The sequence below is a fragment of the Aeromonas sp. 603404 genome (assembly GCF_049171775.1).
GTDB lineage: Bacteria > Pseudomonadota > Gammaproteobacteria > Enterobacterales > Aeromonadaceae > Aeromonas > Aeromonas veronii_A.
Map to the genome: position 1 here is coordinate 53,589 of NZ_JAAKPE010000012.1, position 18,777 is coordinate 72,365.

The window sequence follows — 18,777 nt, forward strand, 5'->3', positions numbered from 1 at the left end:
GTGCCCCAACCGCATTTATTTTCAATTACTTCAAATTACGCTTCTGATACTCGCCTGCCGCCTTCACAAAACCGGCGAACAGAGCGTGGCCATCACGAGGAGTAGAGGTGAACTCCGGGTGGAACTGCGCAGCCACGAACCAGGGGTGATCCGGGATCTCGATGATTTCCACCAACTTCTTGTCGGCGGAGAGACCGGTCACTTTCAGACCTGCCGCTTCAATCTGCGGCAGCAGCTTGTTGTTTACTTCGTAACGGTGACGGTGACGCTCGTAAATGGTCGGGCTGCCGTACATCTGACGCACCTTGGAATCTTCGACCAGGTGGCAGAGCTGGGAACCCAGACGCATGGTACCGCCCAAATCGGACTTCTCGGTACGGGTCTCGACGTTGCCCTCTTCATCCACCCACTCGGTGATGAGGCCGACGACCGGGTACGCGCAATCTTTCTTGAACTCGGAAGAGTGAGCCCCTTCCATACCCGCTACGTTGCGAGCGAATTCGATCATGGCAACCTGCATGCCGAGGCAGATACCCAGGTAGGGGATCTTGTTCTCGCGGGCATACTGGGCAGCCAGAATTTTGCCTTCCACACCGCGCTCACCGAAGCCACCCGGCACCAGGATCGCGTCCAGACCTTCCAGCAGCTCGGCGCCACGGGTCTCGATGTCCTGAGAGTCGATGTACTTGATGTTGACGGAGTGACGGGTCTTGAGACCACCGTGCTTGAGCGCCTCGTTGACGGACTTGTAAGCGTCCGGCAGGGAGACGTACTTGCCGACCATACCGATGGTCACTTCACCAGTCGGGTTGGCCTCTTCGTAGATAACCTGTTCCCACTCGGACAAATCAGCCTCTTTGCACTCCAGACCGAAACGCTCGGTGAAGTAGGAGTCCAGATTCTGGGACTTGAGCAGTGCCGGGATCTTGTAGATGGAGTCGACGTCTTTCATGGAGATGACGGCGCGCTCGGGCACGTTGCAGAACAGGGCAATTTTGGCGCGCTCGTTGGCCGGAATGGCACGGTCGGAGCGGCAGATCAGCACATCCGGCTGGATACCGATGGAGAGCAGCTCTTTGACGGAGTGCTGGGTCGGCTTGGTCTTCACTTCACCGGCAGCAGCCAGGTAAGGAACCAGCGTCAGGTGCATGAACATGGCATTGTTGCGGCCCACTTCGGCAGCCAGCTGACGAATGGCTTCGAGGAACGGCAGGGACTCGATGTCACCCACAGTACCGCCCACTTCGACGATGGCAACCTGATGGCCTTCGGCACCGGCAATCACCCGCTCTTTGATGGCGTTGGTGATGTGCGGGATAACCTGAATGGTGGCGCCCAGATAGTCACCACGACGCTCTTTACGCAGTACGTCGGCGTAGATACGGCCGGTGGTAAAGTTGTTGCGACGGGTCATCTTGGTGCGGATGAAACGCTCGTAGTGGCCCAAATCCAGATCGGTTTCGGCCCCGTCCTCGGTTACGAACACTTCACCATGCTGGGTCGGGCTCATGGTGCCCGGATCCACGTTGATGTACGGGTCCAGTTTCATGATGGTCACATCCAGACCACGGGCTTCCAGAATGGCTGCCAGAGAAGCTGCGGCAATGCCTTTGCCGAGGGATGAAACAACGCCACCAGTAACAAAAATATATTTGGTCGTCATGCTGAACCTGAAAGAAGTTTAGGGAATTTTAAGGGGTGCTTCGGGGATGAAGCAGGACGGGGAAACAGTATACCAAAAACCCCTCTCCCAAACAATGAGCAAAAATCTATCAGGCTCACCGCCCCCCCATCTTGCGCCAAATCAACTTTGCTCGGTTTCCTTCGCCTTATCCCAGGCGGCATCGAGCTTTTCGAGGGTGCAATCGGTCATTTTCAAGCCTTCTGCGGCGATTATCTGCTCAACCTGACGAAAACGACGTTCGAACTTGGCGTTGGCACCGCGCAGCACCTGCTCCGGATCCTTGCCCAGATGACGCACCAGATTGACGGTGGCAAACAACAGGTCGCCGAGCTCGTCGCTCACCCGCGCCTCGTCCACATCGGCCATCAATGCCTCTTCCATCACCTCGTCGATCTCTTCGTGGATCTTGTCCACCACAGGCCCCAACGTCTTCCAGTCGAATCCGATGGTGGCACAGCGTTTCTGGATCTTGGCGGCACGGGTCAGGGCCGGCAGCGCCTGCGGGATATCGTCCAGCACGCTCTCTTTGTCGAGGGCCGCCCGCTCTTTGGCTTTTTCCGCCTCCCAGTTCGCTTTTACCGCCTGCTCGTTGGAGAGAGCTGCATCGGAAAAAACGTGGGGGTGACGGCGAATAAGCTTTTCGCTCACCGTATCGACGATATCGGCAAAGTCGAACAAGCCCCGCTCTTTACCCAGCTGGGCGTAAAACACCACCTGAAACAGCAGATCCCCCAACTCCCCTTTCAGCCCCTGCCAATCTTCAGTCTCGATGGCATCGGCCACCTCGTAGGCCTCTTCCAGGGTATGCGGCACTATGGTCTGGAAGCTCTGTTTCAGATCCCAGGGGCAGCCGTTTTGCGGATCGCGCAGGCGAGCCATGATGTCGAGCAGTTGAGGCAGATCGTAACGTTGGGACATGGGATATTCACTTTCGATTCGTTCAAAAAGGGTCGTAAATGCAGACCGGCCACTGGGGCCGGTCGGTTCGCTATCAAAGCCGCTTGGCGCTGATCACGTCGTTAAGCTGACTGAGCTTGGCCAGCGCCCGGTTGAAGGCATTGATGTTGTAAATCTCCAGCTCCATGTCGATCTCCGCGGTCTGCTCGCGCACGTTGGAGCGCGAGCGCACCCCCATCACATTGATCTTCTCGTTGGCCAGCACGGTAGTGATATCGCGCAGCAGGCCGGAGCGATCGTTGGAGATGATCCGGATGGTGAGGCCGTAACCGCCGGAGTAGTTCTCCCCCCACACCGCATCGATTAGCCGCTCAGGGTTGCGCCGTGACAACTCTTTCAACTGCTCGCAATCTTCCCGGTGGATCGAAACGCCGCGCCCCATGGTAATAAAGCCCTGAATGGAGTCCCCAGGAATCGGCTGACAGCAGCGGGCAATATGGGTCATCAGATTGCCAACCCCTTCCACCACGATATGGTCTTTGGGCTTGTGGCGCATCGGCGCATTGGCCTTCTGCTCCAGCTTCTCCAGCAAGCGGCGATCTTCCTCTTCCGCTGTCGGCTTGTTGTAACAGGTGTCGAGATAGTTGAGCACCTGGTTGATGCGGATATCGCCGCTGCCGATACCGGCCAGCAGATCGTCGGTGCTCTCCAGATTGAAGCGGCGCAGCATGTTGCCCTTGTCGATCTTGGACATGCTGAGATTGTGGCGATCCAGCTCCTTCTCGAACAGCTCGCGACCGGCCAAGATATTCTTGTCCCGATCCAGTTTTCTGAACCAGGTCGCCACCTTGGCCCGCGCCCGGCTGGAGCGCAGGAAGCCGGCGTTGGGGTTCATCCAGTCGCGGCTCGGGTTCGGCTCTTTCTGGGTGATCACCTCCACCTGATCGCCGGTCTGCAGCGCGTAGGTAAACGGCACGATGCGGCCATCAATCTTGGCGCCGATGCAGCGGTGACCGATCATGCTGTGGACGTGATAGGCAAAATCAAGCGGGGTAGCGCCAGCGGGCAGGTCGATCACATCCCCTTTCGGGGTGAAGACGTAGACTCTGTCCTCGAACACCTGACTGCGCAGATCTTCCAGCAGGGAGCCGCTCTCGGAGAGATCTTCCTGCCAAGCGAGCAGCTTGCGCAGCCACTCGATCTTGTCTTCGAAGGTGTTGGCCTTGCCACCTGCCTGTGCCCCTTCCTTGTAGCGCCAGTGCGCCGCAACACCGAGTTCGGCATCCTGATGCATCTGGTCGGTACGTATCTGGATCTCGACGGTCTTGCCCTCCGGCCCCACAACTACGGTGTGAATCGACTGATAGCCGTTGGGTTTGGGGTTGGCGACATAGTCGTCAAACTCGCGAGGAATGTGGTGGAACTGGGTGTGGACGATACCGAGCGCCGCATAGCAATCCTGCAACCGCTTGGTCACTACCCGCACCGCGCGCACGTCGAATAACTCGTTGAATTCGAGGTGCTTCTTCTGCATCTTGCGCCAGATGCTGTAGATGTGTTTCGGGCGGCCGTACACCTCGGCGTCAACTCCCGCCTCTTTCAACCCATTACGCAGGGATTGCACAAACTCGCGGATATAGCGCTCGCGGTCGAGCCGCTTCTCGTCGAGCTGCTTGGCGATCTGCTTGTAGGTATCAGGGTGCAGGTAACGGAAGGCAAGATCTTCCAGCTCCCACTTGAGCTGGCCAATGCCGAGACGGTTGGCGAGCGGCGCATAGATATTGGTGATCTCCTGGGCCATCAGCACCCGGGTCTCTTCATCTGCCGTCTTCGCTTCCCGCAGGCAGGCGATCCGCTCCGCCAGCTTGATCACCACGGCGCGCACATCCTCGACCATGGCAAGCAACATGCGACGCACATTGTCGACCTGCTCCGGTGAGGTTTCGCTGCGATGGAGGGTTTGCAGGGAGCGGATGGCCTCCATCTCCAGCACCCCTTCCACCAGCTTGGCGATCTTGGAGCCGAAGTCCTCGTCCATCCGCTCCTGGCTGATGAGACCGGCTTCGACGAAGGGGTAGATGATGGCCGCTTTGAGAGTGCCGATATCCATGCTGAGCATCTGCAGGATGCCCACCATTTCGATGCCGCGCACCAGCAGCTTGCTGGTCAGCGCCTCGTCACCGAGCGTCAGACAATACTGGTAGACGGTTCGCAGCTGATCCTTTTCACTGTCACTCAAAGAGAGCGAGCTGACCCACTCTTCCAGGGTGAAGTTGTCTTTCAAATGAATATCGCGAACCGCAACCATGGTATCAATCCTTTAAATTATCGGGCCGAAAGCTGTCACTTTCTCCCCTCATGAGATTGCCTCAAATGGGGATATCCAGCGCACTTTTCAAGGCATATTGTCCAGAAAGACAATAGAGCGCGCCAACAGGCCCTGCCGAACGACGAGGGTCTAGATTACCCCAATCACACCAGCTCAAACAGCCGCAGACACGCCAGATTACATATCTGCATCGCCGTACTGATGAGCAGGATTACTTCATATACACACCCGCTCAAACAGCCGCAGACATGCCAGATTACATATCCGCATCGCCGTACCGATGAGCAGGATTACTTCATATACACACCTGCTCAAAGAGTAACAAGCATGCCGGATGACCTATCCGGTATCGCCGAACTGATGAGTCATTTACTCCCGTTCAAACAGCGCCATGGACTCCAGATGACCGGTGTGAGGGAACATGTCGAGCATGCCGAGGCGCACCAGACGATAACCCCCTTTCACCAGCACCTGACTGTCCCGCGCCAGGGTGACCGGGTTACAGGAGACGTAGACCACCCGCTTGGGTGAAAGTTTCACGACGTGTCCCATCACTTCCAGCGCGCCGGGACGAGCCGGATCCAGCAGCACCAGATCAAACCCTTCCCGCGCCCAGGACATGCCGACAATGTCATCGCTCAGGTCGGCCTTGTAGAAACGGGCATTGCTGATGCCGTTGCGACGGGCGTTCTCTTCGGCCCGCTGCACCATGGCCAGTTCACCTTCCACACCCACCACTTCGCGAGCCTGACGGGCCAGCGGCAGGGTGAAGTTGCCTATGCCGCAGAAGAGATCGAGCACCTTGTCATCCTTGCTCGCCCCGAGCCATGTCAGCGCCTGCTCAACCATGCTCTGGTTGATGGGGCCGTTGACCTGAATGAAATCACCGGGGACAAATGCAAGAGACAGGCCATCCAGCGAGTAGGATGGGGAAAATTGTTGCTGCAGCGCTTCGATGCGATCATCGGCCGCTTGCAGATAGAGGTCGATCCCCTGCGCTTTTGCAAACTCCACCAGCAGGGCGCGATCCGCCTCATTGGGGCGGCCGGTGTGGCGCAGCAGCATCATGATCCCCTGCTCGGCCTGGATAAGCTCCGCATGGCCCAGCTCGCGCTGGCTCTTGAGGCGATTGAGGCACTCACGCAGCGGGGCAATCAGCGCAGAGAGCGGCTCGGCCAGCACAGGGCAACCGTCGATCTCCACCAGATCGTTGCTGTTACGGCGGCGGAAACCGACCCGGGTGCAGCGACCGTTCTTGTCAAATTTGATGGCCAGACGACAAACCCGGCGGTAGGCGCGATCTTCACCGGTCAGTACCGGCTCCAGCGCCGGTGCCTTGATGTTGCCCAACCGCTCGAACAGGCTGACCAGTCCGGCCGCCTTGGCGGCTTGCTGATCGGCAACCGACATGTGCTGGGCACTGCAACCGCCGCACTCGCGATAGTGGCTGCAGAAGGGGGCGATACGGTTGGCTGCCGGGGTCACCACCTGCTGCAAGGCGGCGTGACCATACTGCTTTTTCTCTTCGGTGATGCGTGCCTTGACGGTCTCGCCAGGCAGTGCCCCTTCGACAAAGATCGCCTTGCCCTGATGGCGACCGATACCGACGCAATGGTGATCGAGGGTGTCTATCGTAAATTCAATGCGTTGGAGCTGGGTGGACTTCTTTTGGGGCTTGAAAAACTGGGCCATAAAACTTGGTGCCTATAGGTGGCTATGTCATGATTGTGGAATCTGCTGCCGGGTATTGTCCCACAAGAATAATAGTATGACCAAATACGGCCACAGAGCCCGTGTATTGCCATCAACCCTATCGCCAACCCTGTTCACTGGTGGCCTGTTCGTATGACCAAATATGGCCTGAGAGCACGCGTTCTCGCCTTCACCATCCTGCCGACCCTGATCATCGGTGGCCTGATGGCCGGTTACTTCACCTTCCACCGCTACCAGCAGCTGGAAAACAACCTCATTGATCAGGGGATCAACATCATCGAACCACTGGCAATCGCCAGTGAATACGGGATGACCCAGCACAGCCGAGAATCCCTCAAGCGGCTGATTGGTCTGACCCATCGCAAGAACTCTCCCTTTATCAAGTCCATCGCTGTTTTCACCCAGGACAACCAGCTGTTCGTTACCTCGAACTATCACCGGGATTTCACCCGACTCAGACTGCCCGATGGCGAGCCCATTCCGGATCTGACCAGCGTGACGTTTCAGGGGGACGACATCATTTTGCGCACCCCGATCCAGGCTGAAACCAGTCTGGATGGCTTCCCGCTGCCCAGCGATGTAGAGCCGCCGATGATCGGCTACATCTCGATGCAGATGGCGACCGATAGGGCCATGTTGCTGCAATACCGCGACACCTTCTTTGCGGTGATCATGGTGCTCATCGGGGTGGCCTTCAGCACCCTGTTTGGCTTCCGTCTGGTCAAGAGCGTGACCCAGCCCATCACCAACATGGTGCAGGCGGTGCACAAGATCAGGGAGGGGCGCCTCGATACCCGGGTCAGCGGCCAGCTCACCGGCGAGCTGGATATGCTGAAAAACGGCATCAACGCCATGGCCAAGGCGCTCTCCGAATATCACGAAGAGATGCAGCAGAATATCGATCAGGCCACCTCTGACCTGCGCGAAACCCTGGAGCAGATCGAGATCCAGAACGTCGAGCTCGACATGGCCAAGAAGCGGGCGCAGGAGGCGGCGCGGGTAAAGTCGGAGTTTCTGGCCAACATGTCCCACGAATTGCGTACCCCGCTCAACGGGGTCATCGGTTTTACCCGCCAGCTGCTGAAAACCAGCCTGACCCCGAGCCAGACCGACTACATGCAGACCATCGAGAAGTCGGCGCGCAACCTGCTTGGCATCATCAACGACATCCTCGACTTCTCTAAGCTGGAAGCGGGCAAGCTGCAGCTGGAGCATATCCCGTTCAGCCTGCGCGACACCCTCAACGAGACCATGCACCTGCTCGGCCCCAGCGCCCACGACAAGCAGCTGGAGCTCTCCCTGCGGGTGGATGCCGATGTGCCGGACTACCTCACCGGCGACCCCATGCGTCTGCAACAGGTGCTGACCAACCTCACCGGCAACGCCATCAAGTTCACCGAACAGGGCAACGTCGATGTCCATATCGAGCAGACCGGCAGTGGCAACCACAAGGTGAGGCTCAACGTCCAGATCCGTGATACCGGCATCGGCATCTCCCAAGAGCAGCAACATCAGCTTTTCCAGGCCTTCAATCAGGCCGACTCCTCCATCTCTCGCCGTTATGGCGGCACGGGCCTGGGCCTCGTCATCACCCAGAAGCTGGTGCAGCAGATGGGCGGCCAGATCCGCTTCGAATCGGAACTCGGCAAAGGCTCCATCTTCTCGTTCAGTCTGGATGTGGAGGTCTCCCCCCTGCCCCAGACCGATCAACTGCCGCTGGATCGGATCCGTGGCAAACGGCTCTGGCTGCTGGAACCGGATCCCTTCGCGCAAGCCTCTCTGCTCGCCCTGCTGGCGGAGTGGCGCCTCGACGTGCACCCACTGACCAGCGATGATCCCTGGCCCGAGATGAGCGAGCAGGAGATGGTGATCATCGGCAGCAGCACCCTGCATACGCCGCAGCAGGTGATCGGCCGTCTCGACAGACTGAACGGCCAGCAGCAGAACACCATAGTGCTGCTCAGCAGCCACGAGCCGGCGCTCTATGAAGCGATGCTGGCCCATGGCGCCCAGCACTGTCTCTCCAAACCGGTCAACCACCGCAAGCTGCTGCACGCCCTGCTCTCGCCGGAATCGAGCCGCCAGAAGCTGCCCGCCCAGCCTGCACCGCGCCAGTTGCAGCCAATCAAGGTGCTGGCGGTGGATGACAACGCCGCCAACCTCAAACTGATCGCCGCCATGCTCAAGGAGATGGTGAGTCAGGTGGTGGTGTGCAAAAACGGCAAGGAGGCGGTCAAGCAGGCACAAAGCCAGCCGTTCGACATCATCTTCATGGATATCCAGATGCCGATCATGGATGGCATCAGCGCCACCCAGGCGATCCGCAACCAGTCCCTCAACACCACCACCCCGATCGTGGCGGTGACCGCCCACGCCATCCCCGGCGAACGGGAGCGGCTGATCCGGCAGGGGATGGACGACTATCTGGCCAAGCCCATCGACGAGAGCATGCTGGCCCAGCTCATCACCGACTTTGCCCATCGTCGCCACCAGAATGATGGTGCCCAGCAGATCGACTGGGCACTGGCTGTGCGGCAGGCGGCGGGGAAAGAGGATCTCGCCAGAGAGATGCTGACCATGCTGCTGGCCAGTTTTGACGAGGTCGAGCCGGTGCTGGATAGCGCGCTGGCTGGCGAAATTGAAGATAGCGAAGTGCTGGCCCAGCTCCATCGCCTCAACGGCGGCTGTGCCTATTCCGGGGTGCCGGGGCTGCAACGGCTGCTCTCCCAGCTGGAGCAACAGCTACGCGACGGCGTGCCGGTCAGCGAGCTGGAACCCGAGTTGCTGGAGCTGCAAGATGCGCTGGAACTGGTGCGCCAGGAGGCGCCCCGCTATCTCGGCAAAGCTTGATGAGCTTGACCTGAACTGTATCGGCCCCCGCTTTTTCTGACGCGAGGGCCGCCAGATGGTAAAGTTGCGCCGTTTACACAGGAGTCAGCATGACCAACAACGATATTCTGCGCCGTCTGCGCTACGCCCTCACCATCAGCAACGACCAGATGGTCGAGATGTTTGCCAAGGGCAACCTGACGGTCACTCACGCCCAGCTGCACAGCTGGTTGATGAAAGAGGCGGCGGAAGGTGAAGAGCAAGAGGCAGGCTATGTCGCCTGTCCCGACTCGGCCCTGAGCCAGTTCCTCGACGGTTTCATCATCGCCCGCCGCGGCGTGCGCGAAGATGCACCGGCCCAGGTGATCCCGAACCGGATCAACAACAACATGATCCTGCGCAAGCTGCGCATCGGTCTCAACTTCAAGGAAGAGGATATGCTCGGCACCCTCAAGCTCGCCGACTTCAACCTCTCCAAGTCCGAGCTCAGTGCCCTGTTCCGCTCCAAGGATCACAAGCACTATCAGGATTGCGGGGATCAGATCCTGCGCAACTTCCTGATCGGTCTCACGGCCAAATACCGCGGCTAACCAGCCGCGCGACTGACCAGACCGGGCCTTCGACATGTGCCAGCGACTCACTCCTCCCACGTTCAGCAGCCTGGCTGTGGCAGGGGGATTGCGCTGGCGCTGTCTTCTTCCCCTCTTCTTTCTGCCACTGGTTCTGCTGCTGAGCGCCTGCACACCGTCCGAGTACCAGCTATCTACCCGCTATCAGAGTGCCAACCAGAACGAGCGGATCGCCTTTCTGATCCTCCACTACACCGATGAAGATGATGCCAATTCCCTGCGCCTCTTGACCGAGCCGGAGCACAAGGTAAGCGCCCACTACCTGATCCCCCGCGACAGCCACAAAACACCGCTCACCGTCTATCAGCTGGTGCCAGACAGCGCGCGCGCCTGGCATGCGGGACGCAGCCGTTGGCACCAATATGCCGGGCTCAATGCCAGCTCTCTTGGCATCGAGATCGTCAACCTCGGCTATCCAGCGGAAGATGAGCCGCTGGCCCCCGATGCGCGGCGCTGGCAACCCTATACCCCGCAGCAGATTGCCGCCGTCGGCGCCCTCAGTCGGGAGCTGGTCGCCCGCTACCAGATTCCACCGACCCAGGTGCTGGGCCACAGCGATGTCGCCCCCGAGCGCAAGCAGGATCCCGGCCCCCACTTCCCCTGGCGCCAGCTCTATCTGACGTACGGAGTCGGCGCCTGGCCAGATGAAGGTCGGGTGGCCGAGTTGCTGGCCAGCCCCTTGCCCGACTGGGATGCAGCCATGTGGCAGCAGCAGTTGGCCCGCTATGGCTATGGCCTGCCCCAGACTGGCCAGTGGGATGAGCAGAGCCGCGCCGTCATGCGCGCCTTTCAACTCCACTTTCGCGCCAGCAAGGTCGATAGCAAACCGGACCGCGAGTGTCAGGCCATCCTGATGGCGCTGCTGGAAAAATACTTCCCCTAATCCTCATCCATTGCCCCCGTTGCTGCGTACTGTTTGATAGCCTTTAGCTATCAAACAGTTAGGCACAAGCAATTGTCCCTGCATTTTGCAAGGCGTTACTCTGACTGCGTTCCGAAAGAGAATTTCAAACCGATTTCCAAATCTGGAGGTGAATGATGAAAAGCCCGATTGGTCTTGATACTGCTCAATCACAAGCCCTGGCAGCCGAGTTGAACAAATTACTGGCCAGCTACCAGATCCTCTACATGAACGTGCGCGGCTTCCACTGGAATATCCGTGGCAACCAGTTCTTCGAACTGCACCTGAAATTTGAAGAGATTTACAACGACCTGCTGCTGAAAGTCGATGCACTGGCCGAGCGGATCCTGACCCTGGATGGCGTGCCAATGCACAGCTTCAGTGAATACCTGAAAGTCTCTGCCATCCCGGAGCAAAAAGGGCTGCACGATGGCCGCGCCTGTGTCGAATCCCTGCTGGAGAGCTTCCGTGAACTGCTGGTCGCCCAGCGCCGTATTCTGGGTCAGGCCGCCGAAGCCGGTGATGAGGGCACAGCCTCCATCCTCTCCGACTATGTGCAGCAGCAGGAAAAACTGGTCTGGATGCTGCGCGCTTATCTGGCCTGATAGTGAACCAAGTCGACTACAGCGTACGTATGCTGGCTTGAGTAAGCACCGGGCCGAAAGCTCCTGACCAGACCACGGCCCAATCCATCTGATTGTTATGTTCTGTTGCAAACCTGAGTTGTCTCTCCTTTTATCCACCCGCTTGCCGCCCTGTTTGGGCGGCTTTTTTTGTTTTTGATCTGCATCAAGGGAATCTTAATTGGCAAATTGAATGCCTATTAAGTTTTTCGCGAGAGGAATAGAATCGCCACAAAACAGACAACTGAAATGTCCAATTAGGAGAGGCATGATGTTTTGTGTGCAATGTGAACAGACTATTCGTACCCCGGCTGGCAACGGCTGTGCCTACGCACAAGGTATGTGCGGCAAGACGGCTGAAACCTCGGATCTGCAGGATGTGCTGATCTATACCCTGCAGGGACTCAGCGCCTGGGCGCTGGCCGCCCGTGAGCAGGGCATCATAGATCGCGAAATCGATGCCTTCGTGCCCAAGGCCTTCTTCGCTACCCTCACCAACGTCAACTTCGACTCGAATCGCATCGTGGCCTACGTCAATCAGGCCCTCGCCTATCGCCAGCAGCTGGCCGATCGTCTGAGCACCATGGCGGTGCAGGCAAACGACTTGCCACACTCCGCTTACTTCGAACCCGGTGCCGAACTGCTGGAACAACTTGCCCATGCCGCACCAGCCGCCCCGAATCGGGGCAAGAACGAGGTAAACGAGGACATCATGGGGCTGCGTCTGCTCTGCCTTTACGGCCTCAAGGGCGCAGCCGCCTATATGGAGCACGCCCGGGTGCTGGATCAGCAGAGTGACGAGGTGGCCGCCGAATTCCACCGCATCATGAGCTGGCTCAGCACAGATCCGAGCGAAATGGGTCGGCTGTTCAGCTGTGCCATGGAGATCGGTCAGCTCAACTTCAAAATCATGGAGATGCTGGATCTCGGTGAAACCAGCGCCTTCGGCCATCCGGAGCCGACCCGGGTCAGGGTCACCCCGATCCCCGGCAAGTGCATTCTGGTCTCCGGCCACGACATGATGGATCTCAAGCTCATTCTGGAGCAGACCAAAGGGACCGGCATTCATGTCTACACCCACGGCGAGATGCTGCCCGCACTGGCCTATCCCTTCTTCAAGCAGTACCCCCATCTGGTGGGCAACTACGGCTCCGCCTGGCAGAACCAGCAGAAAGAGTTTGCCAACTTCCCGGGCGCGGTGGTAATGACCTCCAACTGCATCATCGACCCGAACGTGGGCAACTACTCGGACCGCATCTTCACCCGCTCCATCGTCGGCTGGCCGGGCGTAACCCATCTTGAGGGGGATGATTTCTCCGCCGTGATCGCCAAGGCCCAAGCGCTTGAAGGCTTCAAACACACCGAACTCGAACACTTCATCACCATCGGCTTTGCCCGCAACGCCCTGATGCAGGCAGCACCCGCGGTGATCGAGAAGGTCAAGGCCGGGGAGATCAGCCACTTCTTCCTGGTGGGTGGCTGTGACGGCGACAAGGCCGAGCGCGCCTACTTCACCGAGTTTGCCAAGGCGGCACCGCGCGACAGCCTGCTGCTCACCCTGGGTTGCGGCAAATACAAGTTCAACAAGCTCGACTTTGGCGACATCGGCGGCATTCCGCGTCTGCTGGACGTGGGTCAGTGCAACGATGCCTACTCCGCCATTCAGTTGGCGCTGGCACTCTCCGAGGCGTTCGAGTGCGGGGTCAACGATCTGCCGCTGACGCTGGTGCTCTCCTGGTTCGAGCAAAAAGCCATCGTCATTCTGCTCACCCTGCTCTCCCTCGGGGTGAAGGACATCCGCACCGGGCCAACCGCCCCCGCCTTCCTCACCCCGGCGCTGCTCAAGGTACTGGAGGAGCAATTTGGCCTGAAAGGGACCACCACCGCCGAGGCTGACCTGGCCGAGATCCTGGCGGCCTGATCGGTACCTCATGTTGTAAGCGTTTGGCGAGCCGCCCGGCTCGCCTTTTTTCTGGATCCGGCTTTTTCACCAGACGTTTTTCAAACCGTTTCAAACCTTATCAAACCCAAGGAGCCTTGTGATGACCTCTCTCACGCTCACCTGCATTGGCCGCCAACAGAACACCCACGACGTCGTGAGCTGGCAGCTGGCGCCCCTTTCCGGCAGCCTCCCTCCCGTACTGGCTGGCCAGTGCATCACCCTGCATACCGAGATTGACGGCCAGCCGGAGTGCCGCGCCTATACCCTCTCCTCCAGCCCGCAGGATGCATGCTGGCAGGTCACCATCAAGGATGTGGGACGGGTCTCCCACCATCTGCATCAGACCTTGCAGGTGGGAGACAAGATCCGGGTGGATGGTCCCTTTGGCGACTTCAACCTGACCGCCCTGCCTTGTGAACGGCCACTGCTCTTGAGCGCCGGTTCCGGCATCACCCCCATGTGGTCCATGTTGCGGGACGAGCTGGCCAAACGGCCGGATGCCGATATCCGCTTTATTCATAGCGCCCGCTCGCCAGCAGATGTGATCTTCGCAGATAACTTGGCTGCACTGGCTGAGGCCCATGCCGGTGTACGGCATACCCTGATTCTGGAAGATGCCCCAGCAGATCACCCCTGGATTGGCCGACTCACCCCCGCCATGCTGGCCGAACTGGCTCCAGATCTGCGCGAACGCCATGTCTATCTCTGCGGCCCGGCCCCCTATATGGCGGCGGTCAGCGCCATGCTGGCAGAGCTGGGATTGCCGCCGGAGCAACTGCATCAGGAGTCCTTCGGTCTTCCTCCAGCAGAGCCCATCAAGACCACCAGCGACCACTTCTGGCTAACCCTGAAAAAGAGCGGCAAGAAAGTGAAAATCCTGCCGGGTCAGACCCTGCTGGCGGCGCTGGAAGCGGCGGGCGAAACCATAATGGCGGCTTGTCGCGCCGGGGTATGTGGCAGCTGTCGTTGCACCACCACAGGTGACATCGAGCGCCAGAGCGTGATGACCTTAAGTGCTCAGGATCTGGAGAGCGGCGTTGCTCTAGCCTGCTCCTGCACCGCGAAAGGGGATATCAGTCTCGATTATTGAGGCGTGGTGCAGGCTTTTGTGAGGTGCGGTGAAGGCGTCATCGGTATCCCAACCTTTTCCCAAGTAGACAGGGGCGCTAGACTCGGCCCCAGTTTCACCAGAACACGGGATAAAAAATGACAATACTGGTCACAGGGGGCGCTGGCTATATCGGCTCCCACACCCTGGTTGAGCTGCTCGGCGCGGGGCAGCAGGTCGTGGTACTCGACAACCTCTCCAACTCCTCACCGGAGTCACTCAAGCGGGTCGAGCAGATCACCGGTAAACCGGTCACCTTCGTCGAAGGGGATGTGCTGGACAGAGCCTGCCTGCAGCAGCTGTTCGCCAACCACCAGATCGAATCGGTCATCCACTTCGCCGGCCTCAAGGCGGTCGGGGAGTCGAGCCAGATCCCGCTCACCTACTACCAGAACAACATCAGCGGCACTCTGGTGCTGTGCGAAGAGATGGCCAGGGCCGGCGTGTTCCGGCTGGTATTCAGCTCCTCGGCCACCGTCTATGGCGATCCCGCCTCGGTACCGCTGCGGGAAGATTTCCCCACCAGCGCCACCAACCCCTATGGTCGCTCCAAGCTGATGGTGGAGGAGATCCTGCGCGATCTCGCCAAATCCGATCCCCGCTGGGCTATCGTACTGCTGCGTTACTTCAACCCGGTCGGCGCCCACGAGAGCGGCCTGATTGGTGAAGATCCCAACGGTATCCCCAACAACCTGCTGCCCTATATCAGCCAGGTGGGTGTCGGCAAGCTCAAGGAGCTGGGGGTATTTGGCAACGACTACCCGACCCCGGATGGCACCGGCGTGCGCGACTACATCCATGTGGTGGATCTCGCCATCGGTCACCTCAAAGCGCTGGCACGCATCAAGAGCGACACCGGCGTCTTCACCTACAACCTGGGTACAGGTCAAGGCTACTCGGTACTGGAGATGGTCAAGGCGTTTGAAGCGGCCAGCGGCCGACCCATTCCCTACCAGATCAAACCCCGTCGCCCGGGCGACATCGCCGAGTGCTGGGCAGAGCCGACGCTGGCCCGTGCCGAGCTGGGCTGGCAGGCAGAGCGCGGTCTGGAGCAGATGATGGTCGATACCTGGCGCTGGCAAAGCAACAACCCGAACGGCTATCAAGGCTGATCTCTCGCGGGTTGATAACAAAACGCCCCGACATTTTCATGTCGGGGCGTTTTATTTTGCGACGTTCAATCAGTGGGTCTGACTGCGCAACAGCGGCACACGGGCCAATCGGGGGGCGAGGCGCTCTATCAGCCGATCCGCCAGCGGGGTCAGCAGCAACCAGGGCAGACAGAGGGTCGCCAGCCCCAACGCGCCGACATAGACATCGGTAAACCAGTGGGCGCCAGCCAGAATGCGCGGAGTGGAAAAGATCGGCACCATCAGCAATGCGGTGACTCCCGCCCAGCGCGGCAGATAACGCAAGGCGTAGCCGGCGAAGATCATCAGAAACAGGGCGTGATCCCCGGGGAAGCTGTCACCGGAAGAGTCCTTGGTCGGAATAGCACTGATCTGGGTCACCCGCAGCGCATCGGCCACCATCAGGGTCGGGCTGGGTCGCTCCACCGGCAATCGGTGGCCAAGCTGGTTGATCACCAGTGCACTCAGCAGCATCACTATCCCCATCGCCACCAGTTGGCGACGACCTGCCAGATCCCGTGCAAAGAAACATCGGGCCAGGATCAGCCCCATACAGGCCAACACCGCCAAATCGAACAGCCGGTTATTGGTGATGGCCACCAGATCGGCCCACAGAACCGACTGGCCGAGCCAGCCGTTAACGGTATGAAAAATCGCGAGGTCCCACTGATCCCAGGGACCATGAGCGGGCAGCGCAGCCCAACTGATGGCCACCAGACCACCGACCAGATAGCAAAGCAGGAACTTGCCCATGGGGACTCTCCGTTTGAAAAGGGCGATATCGTAAAACTGTAGGGTGCGTCACAAAACCGAAGAATTGTAAGAAAGTGCGACACAAAATCAAGCCTCAAATAAAACCCAACAACCCACTCCAGCCTCGCACACCGCGACAGCGACAATATTTCTGCCTCCAGTGCGTCATCTGTGGGCCTCTCACCATGAGTGCGGCTTGTGCCACCACCGCAACACCCCCTAGAATGCCCACTTCCCTTTACTGCGAAAGGAAGCGGTATGCATATTCACATTCTCGGGATCTGCGGCACCTTTATGGGTGGTCTGGCGGTGTTGGCAAAACAGCTTGGTTATCGGGTGACCGGTTCGGATGCCAATGTCTATCCCCCCATGAGTACCCAGCTCGAGCAACAGGGCATCGAACTGACCGAAGGCTATGACCCCTCCCAACTCGATCCGGCGCCGGATCTGGTGGTGATTGGCAACGCCATGAGCCGTGGCAACCCCTGTGTTGAATATGTGCTGGATCGCAATCTGCCCTACATCTCCGGCCCCCAGTGGCTGCTGGAGCATGTGCTGCAAGATCGCTGGGTACTGGCCGTTGCCGGCACCCACGGCAAGACCACCACCGCCAGCATGCTGGCCTGGGTGCTGGAGTATGCCAAGCTGGAGCCCGGTTTCCTCATCGGCGGCGTGCCGGGCAACTTCCCGGTCTCGGCCCGTCTCGGCTCCGCCCCCTTCTTCGTCATCGAAGCGGACGAGTATGACTGCGCCTTCTTCGACAAGCGCTCCAAGTTCGTCCACTACCACCCGCGTACCCTGGTGATGAACAACCTGGAGTTCGACCACGCGGACATCTTCCCGGATCTCGCCGCCATCCAGCGCCAGTTCCACCACCTGATGCGTACCGTGCCGAGCAACGGCCGGGTGCTGTTCCCGCAAACGGATGACAACCTCACCACCGTACGCAAAATGGGCTGCTGGAGCGAAGTGGAGCTGGTGGGTCAGGACGACGCCAAGTGGAAAGCGGTCAAGCTGGCCGATGACGGCTCCGCTTTCGAGGTGTGGCTGGATGGCGAAAAGCAGGGCGAGGTGCACTGGGAGTGCATCGGCGAGCACAACGTCAACAATGGCCTGATGGCCATCGCGGCCGCCCGTCATGCTGGCGTGATGGTAGAACATGGTATTGCGGCGCTCTGCCAGTTCAAATCCCCCAAACGGCGGATGGAGCTCAAGGGCGAGGTAGCTGGCATCAGCGTCTATGACGACTTCGCCCACCACCCCACCGCCATCGAAACCACCCTTGGCGGTCTGCGCGCCAAGGTAGGCAGCTCACGTATTCTGGCGGTGCTGGAGCCTCGCTCCAACACCATGAAGCTGGGGGTTCACAAGGAGGAGCTGGCTGGCTGCTTCGATGGCGCCGACGAAGTGTTCTTCTTCCAGCCGCCCAACATCGGCTGGGATCTCGGCGAGGTGACCGCCCATATGACCCGACCGGCCAAGGTATTCAACGATCTGGAGACCCTGATCAACCGGTTGGTGGCCGAGAGCCGCGATGGCGACCATATTCTGATCATGAGCAACGGCGGCTTCGGCGGCATTCATGACAAGCTGATCGCCCGCCTCAAGGATTACCACGGCGAACTATGAACAAAGCGATCACCCTGGCGCTGACCGGCGCCTCCGGCGCCCCCTACGCCCTGCGCCTGCTCCAGTGTCTGGTGCAGGCGGACTATCTGGTCTACCTGCTCGCCTCATCGGCGGCTCGTGTGGTGCTCAAAACCGAGCAGCAGCAGGATTGGCCGGGCTCGCCGAAAGAGCTCTCTGCCTATCTTTGTCGCCAATATGGCGCCAAGGAGGGGCAGATTGTCGCCTGCGGCAAGGAAGAGTGGTTCTCGCCGGTGGCCTCCGGCTCGGCCGCGCCCAAACAGATGGTGGTCTGCCCCTGTTCCATGGGCACCGTCTCGGCCATTGCCAACGGCACCTCGGACAACCTGCTGGAGCGGGCAGCGGACGTGGTGATCAAGGAGCGCGGCCAGCTGATCCTGGTGCCCCGCGAAACCCCCTTCTCGGCGATCCATCTGGAGAACATGCTGAAACTGGCACGGCTCGGGGTGACCATCATGCCCGCCGCGCCCGGTTTCTATCATGAGCCGAAAATCATCGAGGATCTGGTGGACTTTATGGTCGCCCGCATCCTCGATCATCTGGGTGTCGAGCATGAGCTAACCCGCCGCTGGGGCTATGGCCACCACTGAGC

General features: G+C 59.5%; 14 protein-coding genes. 9 read left to right on the plus strand and 5 right to left on the minus strand.

The features are described from left to right. Positions 1-25: 25 nt before the first annotated feature. The 4 genes from pyrG to rlmD all read right to left on the minus strand — a co-directional run bounded on the left by pyrG (position 26) and on the right by rlmD (position 6,602). Positions 26-1,663 carry a glutamine hydrolyzing CTP synthase gene (gene pyrG / locus G5306_RS15450; RefSeq protein ID WP_005335584.1) on the minus strand — a complete coding sequence of 546 codons (1,638 nt, stop codon included), beginning with the start codon at positions 1,661-1,663 and terminating at the stop codon, positions 26-28. Between the two features lie 141 nt (positions 1,664-1,804). Beyond that, complete coding sequence (gene mazG / locus G5306_RS15455) at positions 1,805-2,602, minus strand: nucleoside triphosphate pyrophosphohydrolase (protein ID WP_421252541.1); 798 nt, start codon at positions 2,600-2,602, stop codon at positions 1,805-1,807. Positions 2,603-2,675: 73 nt separating this feature from the next. Then, positions 2,676-4,889: a GTP diphosphokinase gene (relA, locus tag G5306_RS15460; protein WP_421313109.1), complete on the minus strand. Its 2,214-nt coding sequence runs from the start codon at positions 4,887-4,889 to the stop codon at positions 2,676-2,678. 390 nt (positions 4,890-5,279) lie between these two features. Next, a complete protein-coding gene (gene rlmD, locus G5306_RS15465; RefSeq protein ID WP_421313110.1) occupies positions 5,280-6,602 on the minus strand; it encodes a 23S rRNA (uracil(1939)-C(5))-methyltransferase RlmD in 1,323 nt (440 codons plus the stop codon). Between the two features lie 153 nt (positions 6,603-6,755). On the opposite strand from rlmD, the gene barA reads away from it, so the two are divergent. The 7 genes from barA to galE all read left to right on the plus strand — a co-directional run bounded on the left by barA (position 6,756) and on the right by galE (position 15,767). Then, entirely contained in the window at positions 6,756-9,473 is a 2,718-nt protein-coding gene (gene barA / locus G5306_RS15470; protein ID WP_421313111.1) for a two-component sensor histidine kinase BarA, read from the plus strand. Positions 9,474-9,562: 89 nt separating this feature from the next. Continuing rightward, on the plus strand, positions 9,563-10,042 hold the full coding sequence (locus tag G5306_RS15475) for a DUF1456 family protein (protein WP_005335594.1): 480 nt from the start codon (positions 9,563-9,565) through the stop codon (positions 10,040-10,042). Between the two features lie 34 nt (positions 10,043-10,076). Beyond that, complete coding sequence (locus G5306_RS15480) at positions 10,077-10,964, plus strand: N-acetylmuramoyl-L-alanine amidase (RefSeq protein WP_421313112.1); 888 nt, start codon at positions 10,077-10,079, stop codon at positions 10,962-10,964. A gap of 155 nt (positions 10,965-11,119) precedes the next feature. Then, complete coding sequence (locus G5306_RS15485) at positions 11,120-11,587, plus strand: Dps family protein (protein ID WP_159164776.1); 468 nt, start codon at positions 11,120-11,122, stop codon at positions 11,585-11,587. Positions 11,588-11,876: 289 nt separating this feature from the next. Beyond that, positions 11,877-13,526, plus strand: a complete 1,650-nt coding sequence (gene hcp / locus G5306_RS15490) for a hydroxylamine reductase (protein ID WP_421313128.1) — start codon at positions 11,877-11,879, stop codon at positions 13,524-13,526. Between the two features lie 121 nt (positions 13,527-13,647). Then, complete coding sequence (locus G5306_RS15495) at positions 13,648-14,637, plus strand: FAD-binding oxidoreductase (RefSeq protein ID WP_421254531.1); 990 nt, start codon at positions 13,648-13,650, stop codon at positions 14,635-14,637. 116 nt (positions 14,638-14,753) lie between these two features. Further along, positions 14,754-15,767 carry a UDP-glucose 4-epimerase GalE gene (gene galE / locus G5306_RS15500; protein WP_040097369.1) on the plus strand — a complete coding sequence of 338 codons (1,014 nt, stop codon included), beginning with the start codon at positions 14,754-14,756 and terminating at the stop codon, positions 15,765-15,767. Positions 15,768-15,836: 69 nt separating this feature from the next. Here galE and G5306_RS15505 read toward each other — a convergent pair whose 3' ends face one another. After that, entirely contained in the window at positions 15,837-16,538 is a 702-nt protein-coding gene (locus tag G5306_RS15505; protein ID WP_421313113.1) for a phosphatase PAP2 family protein, read from the minus strand. A gap of 258 nt (positions 16,539-16,796) precedes the next feature. On the opposite strand from G5306_RS15505, the gene mpl reads away from it, so the two are divergent. Together mpl and G5306_RS15515 are read left to right on the plus strand one after the other, a co-directional pair. Continuing rightward, positions 16,797-18,167 (plus strand): UDP-N-acetylmuramate:L-alanyl-gamma-D-glutamyl-meso-diaminopimelate ligase, encoded by a 1,371-nt coding sequence (gene mpl, locus G5306_RS15510; RefSeq protein ID WP_421313114.1) that lies wholly within the window; start codon positions 16,797-16,799, stop codon positions 18,165-18,167. Further along, positions 18,164-18,775 carry a flavin prenyltransferase UbiX gene (locus tag G5306_RS15515; RefSeq protein ID WP_421313115.1) on the plus strand — a complete coding sequence of 204 codons (612 nt, stop codon included), beginning with the start codon at positions 18,164-18,166 and terminating at the stop codon, positions 18,773-18,775. Before mpl ends, G5306_RS15515 begins: the two co-directional genes overlap by 4 nt. Positions 18,776-18,777 lie beyond the last annotated feature (2 nt).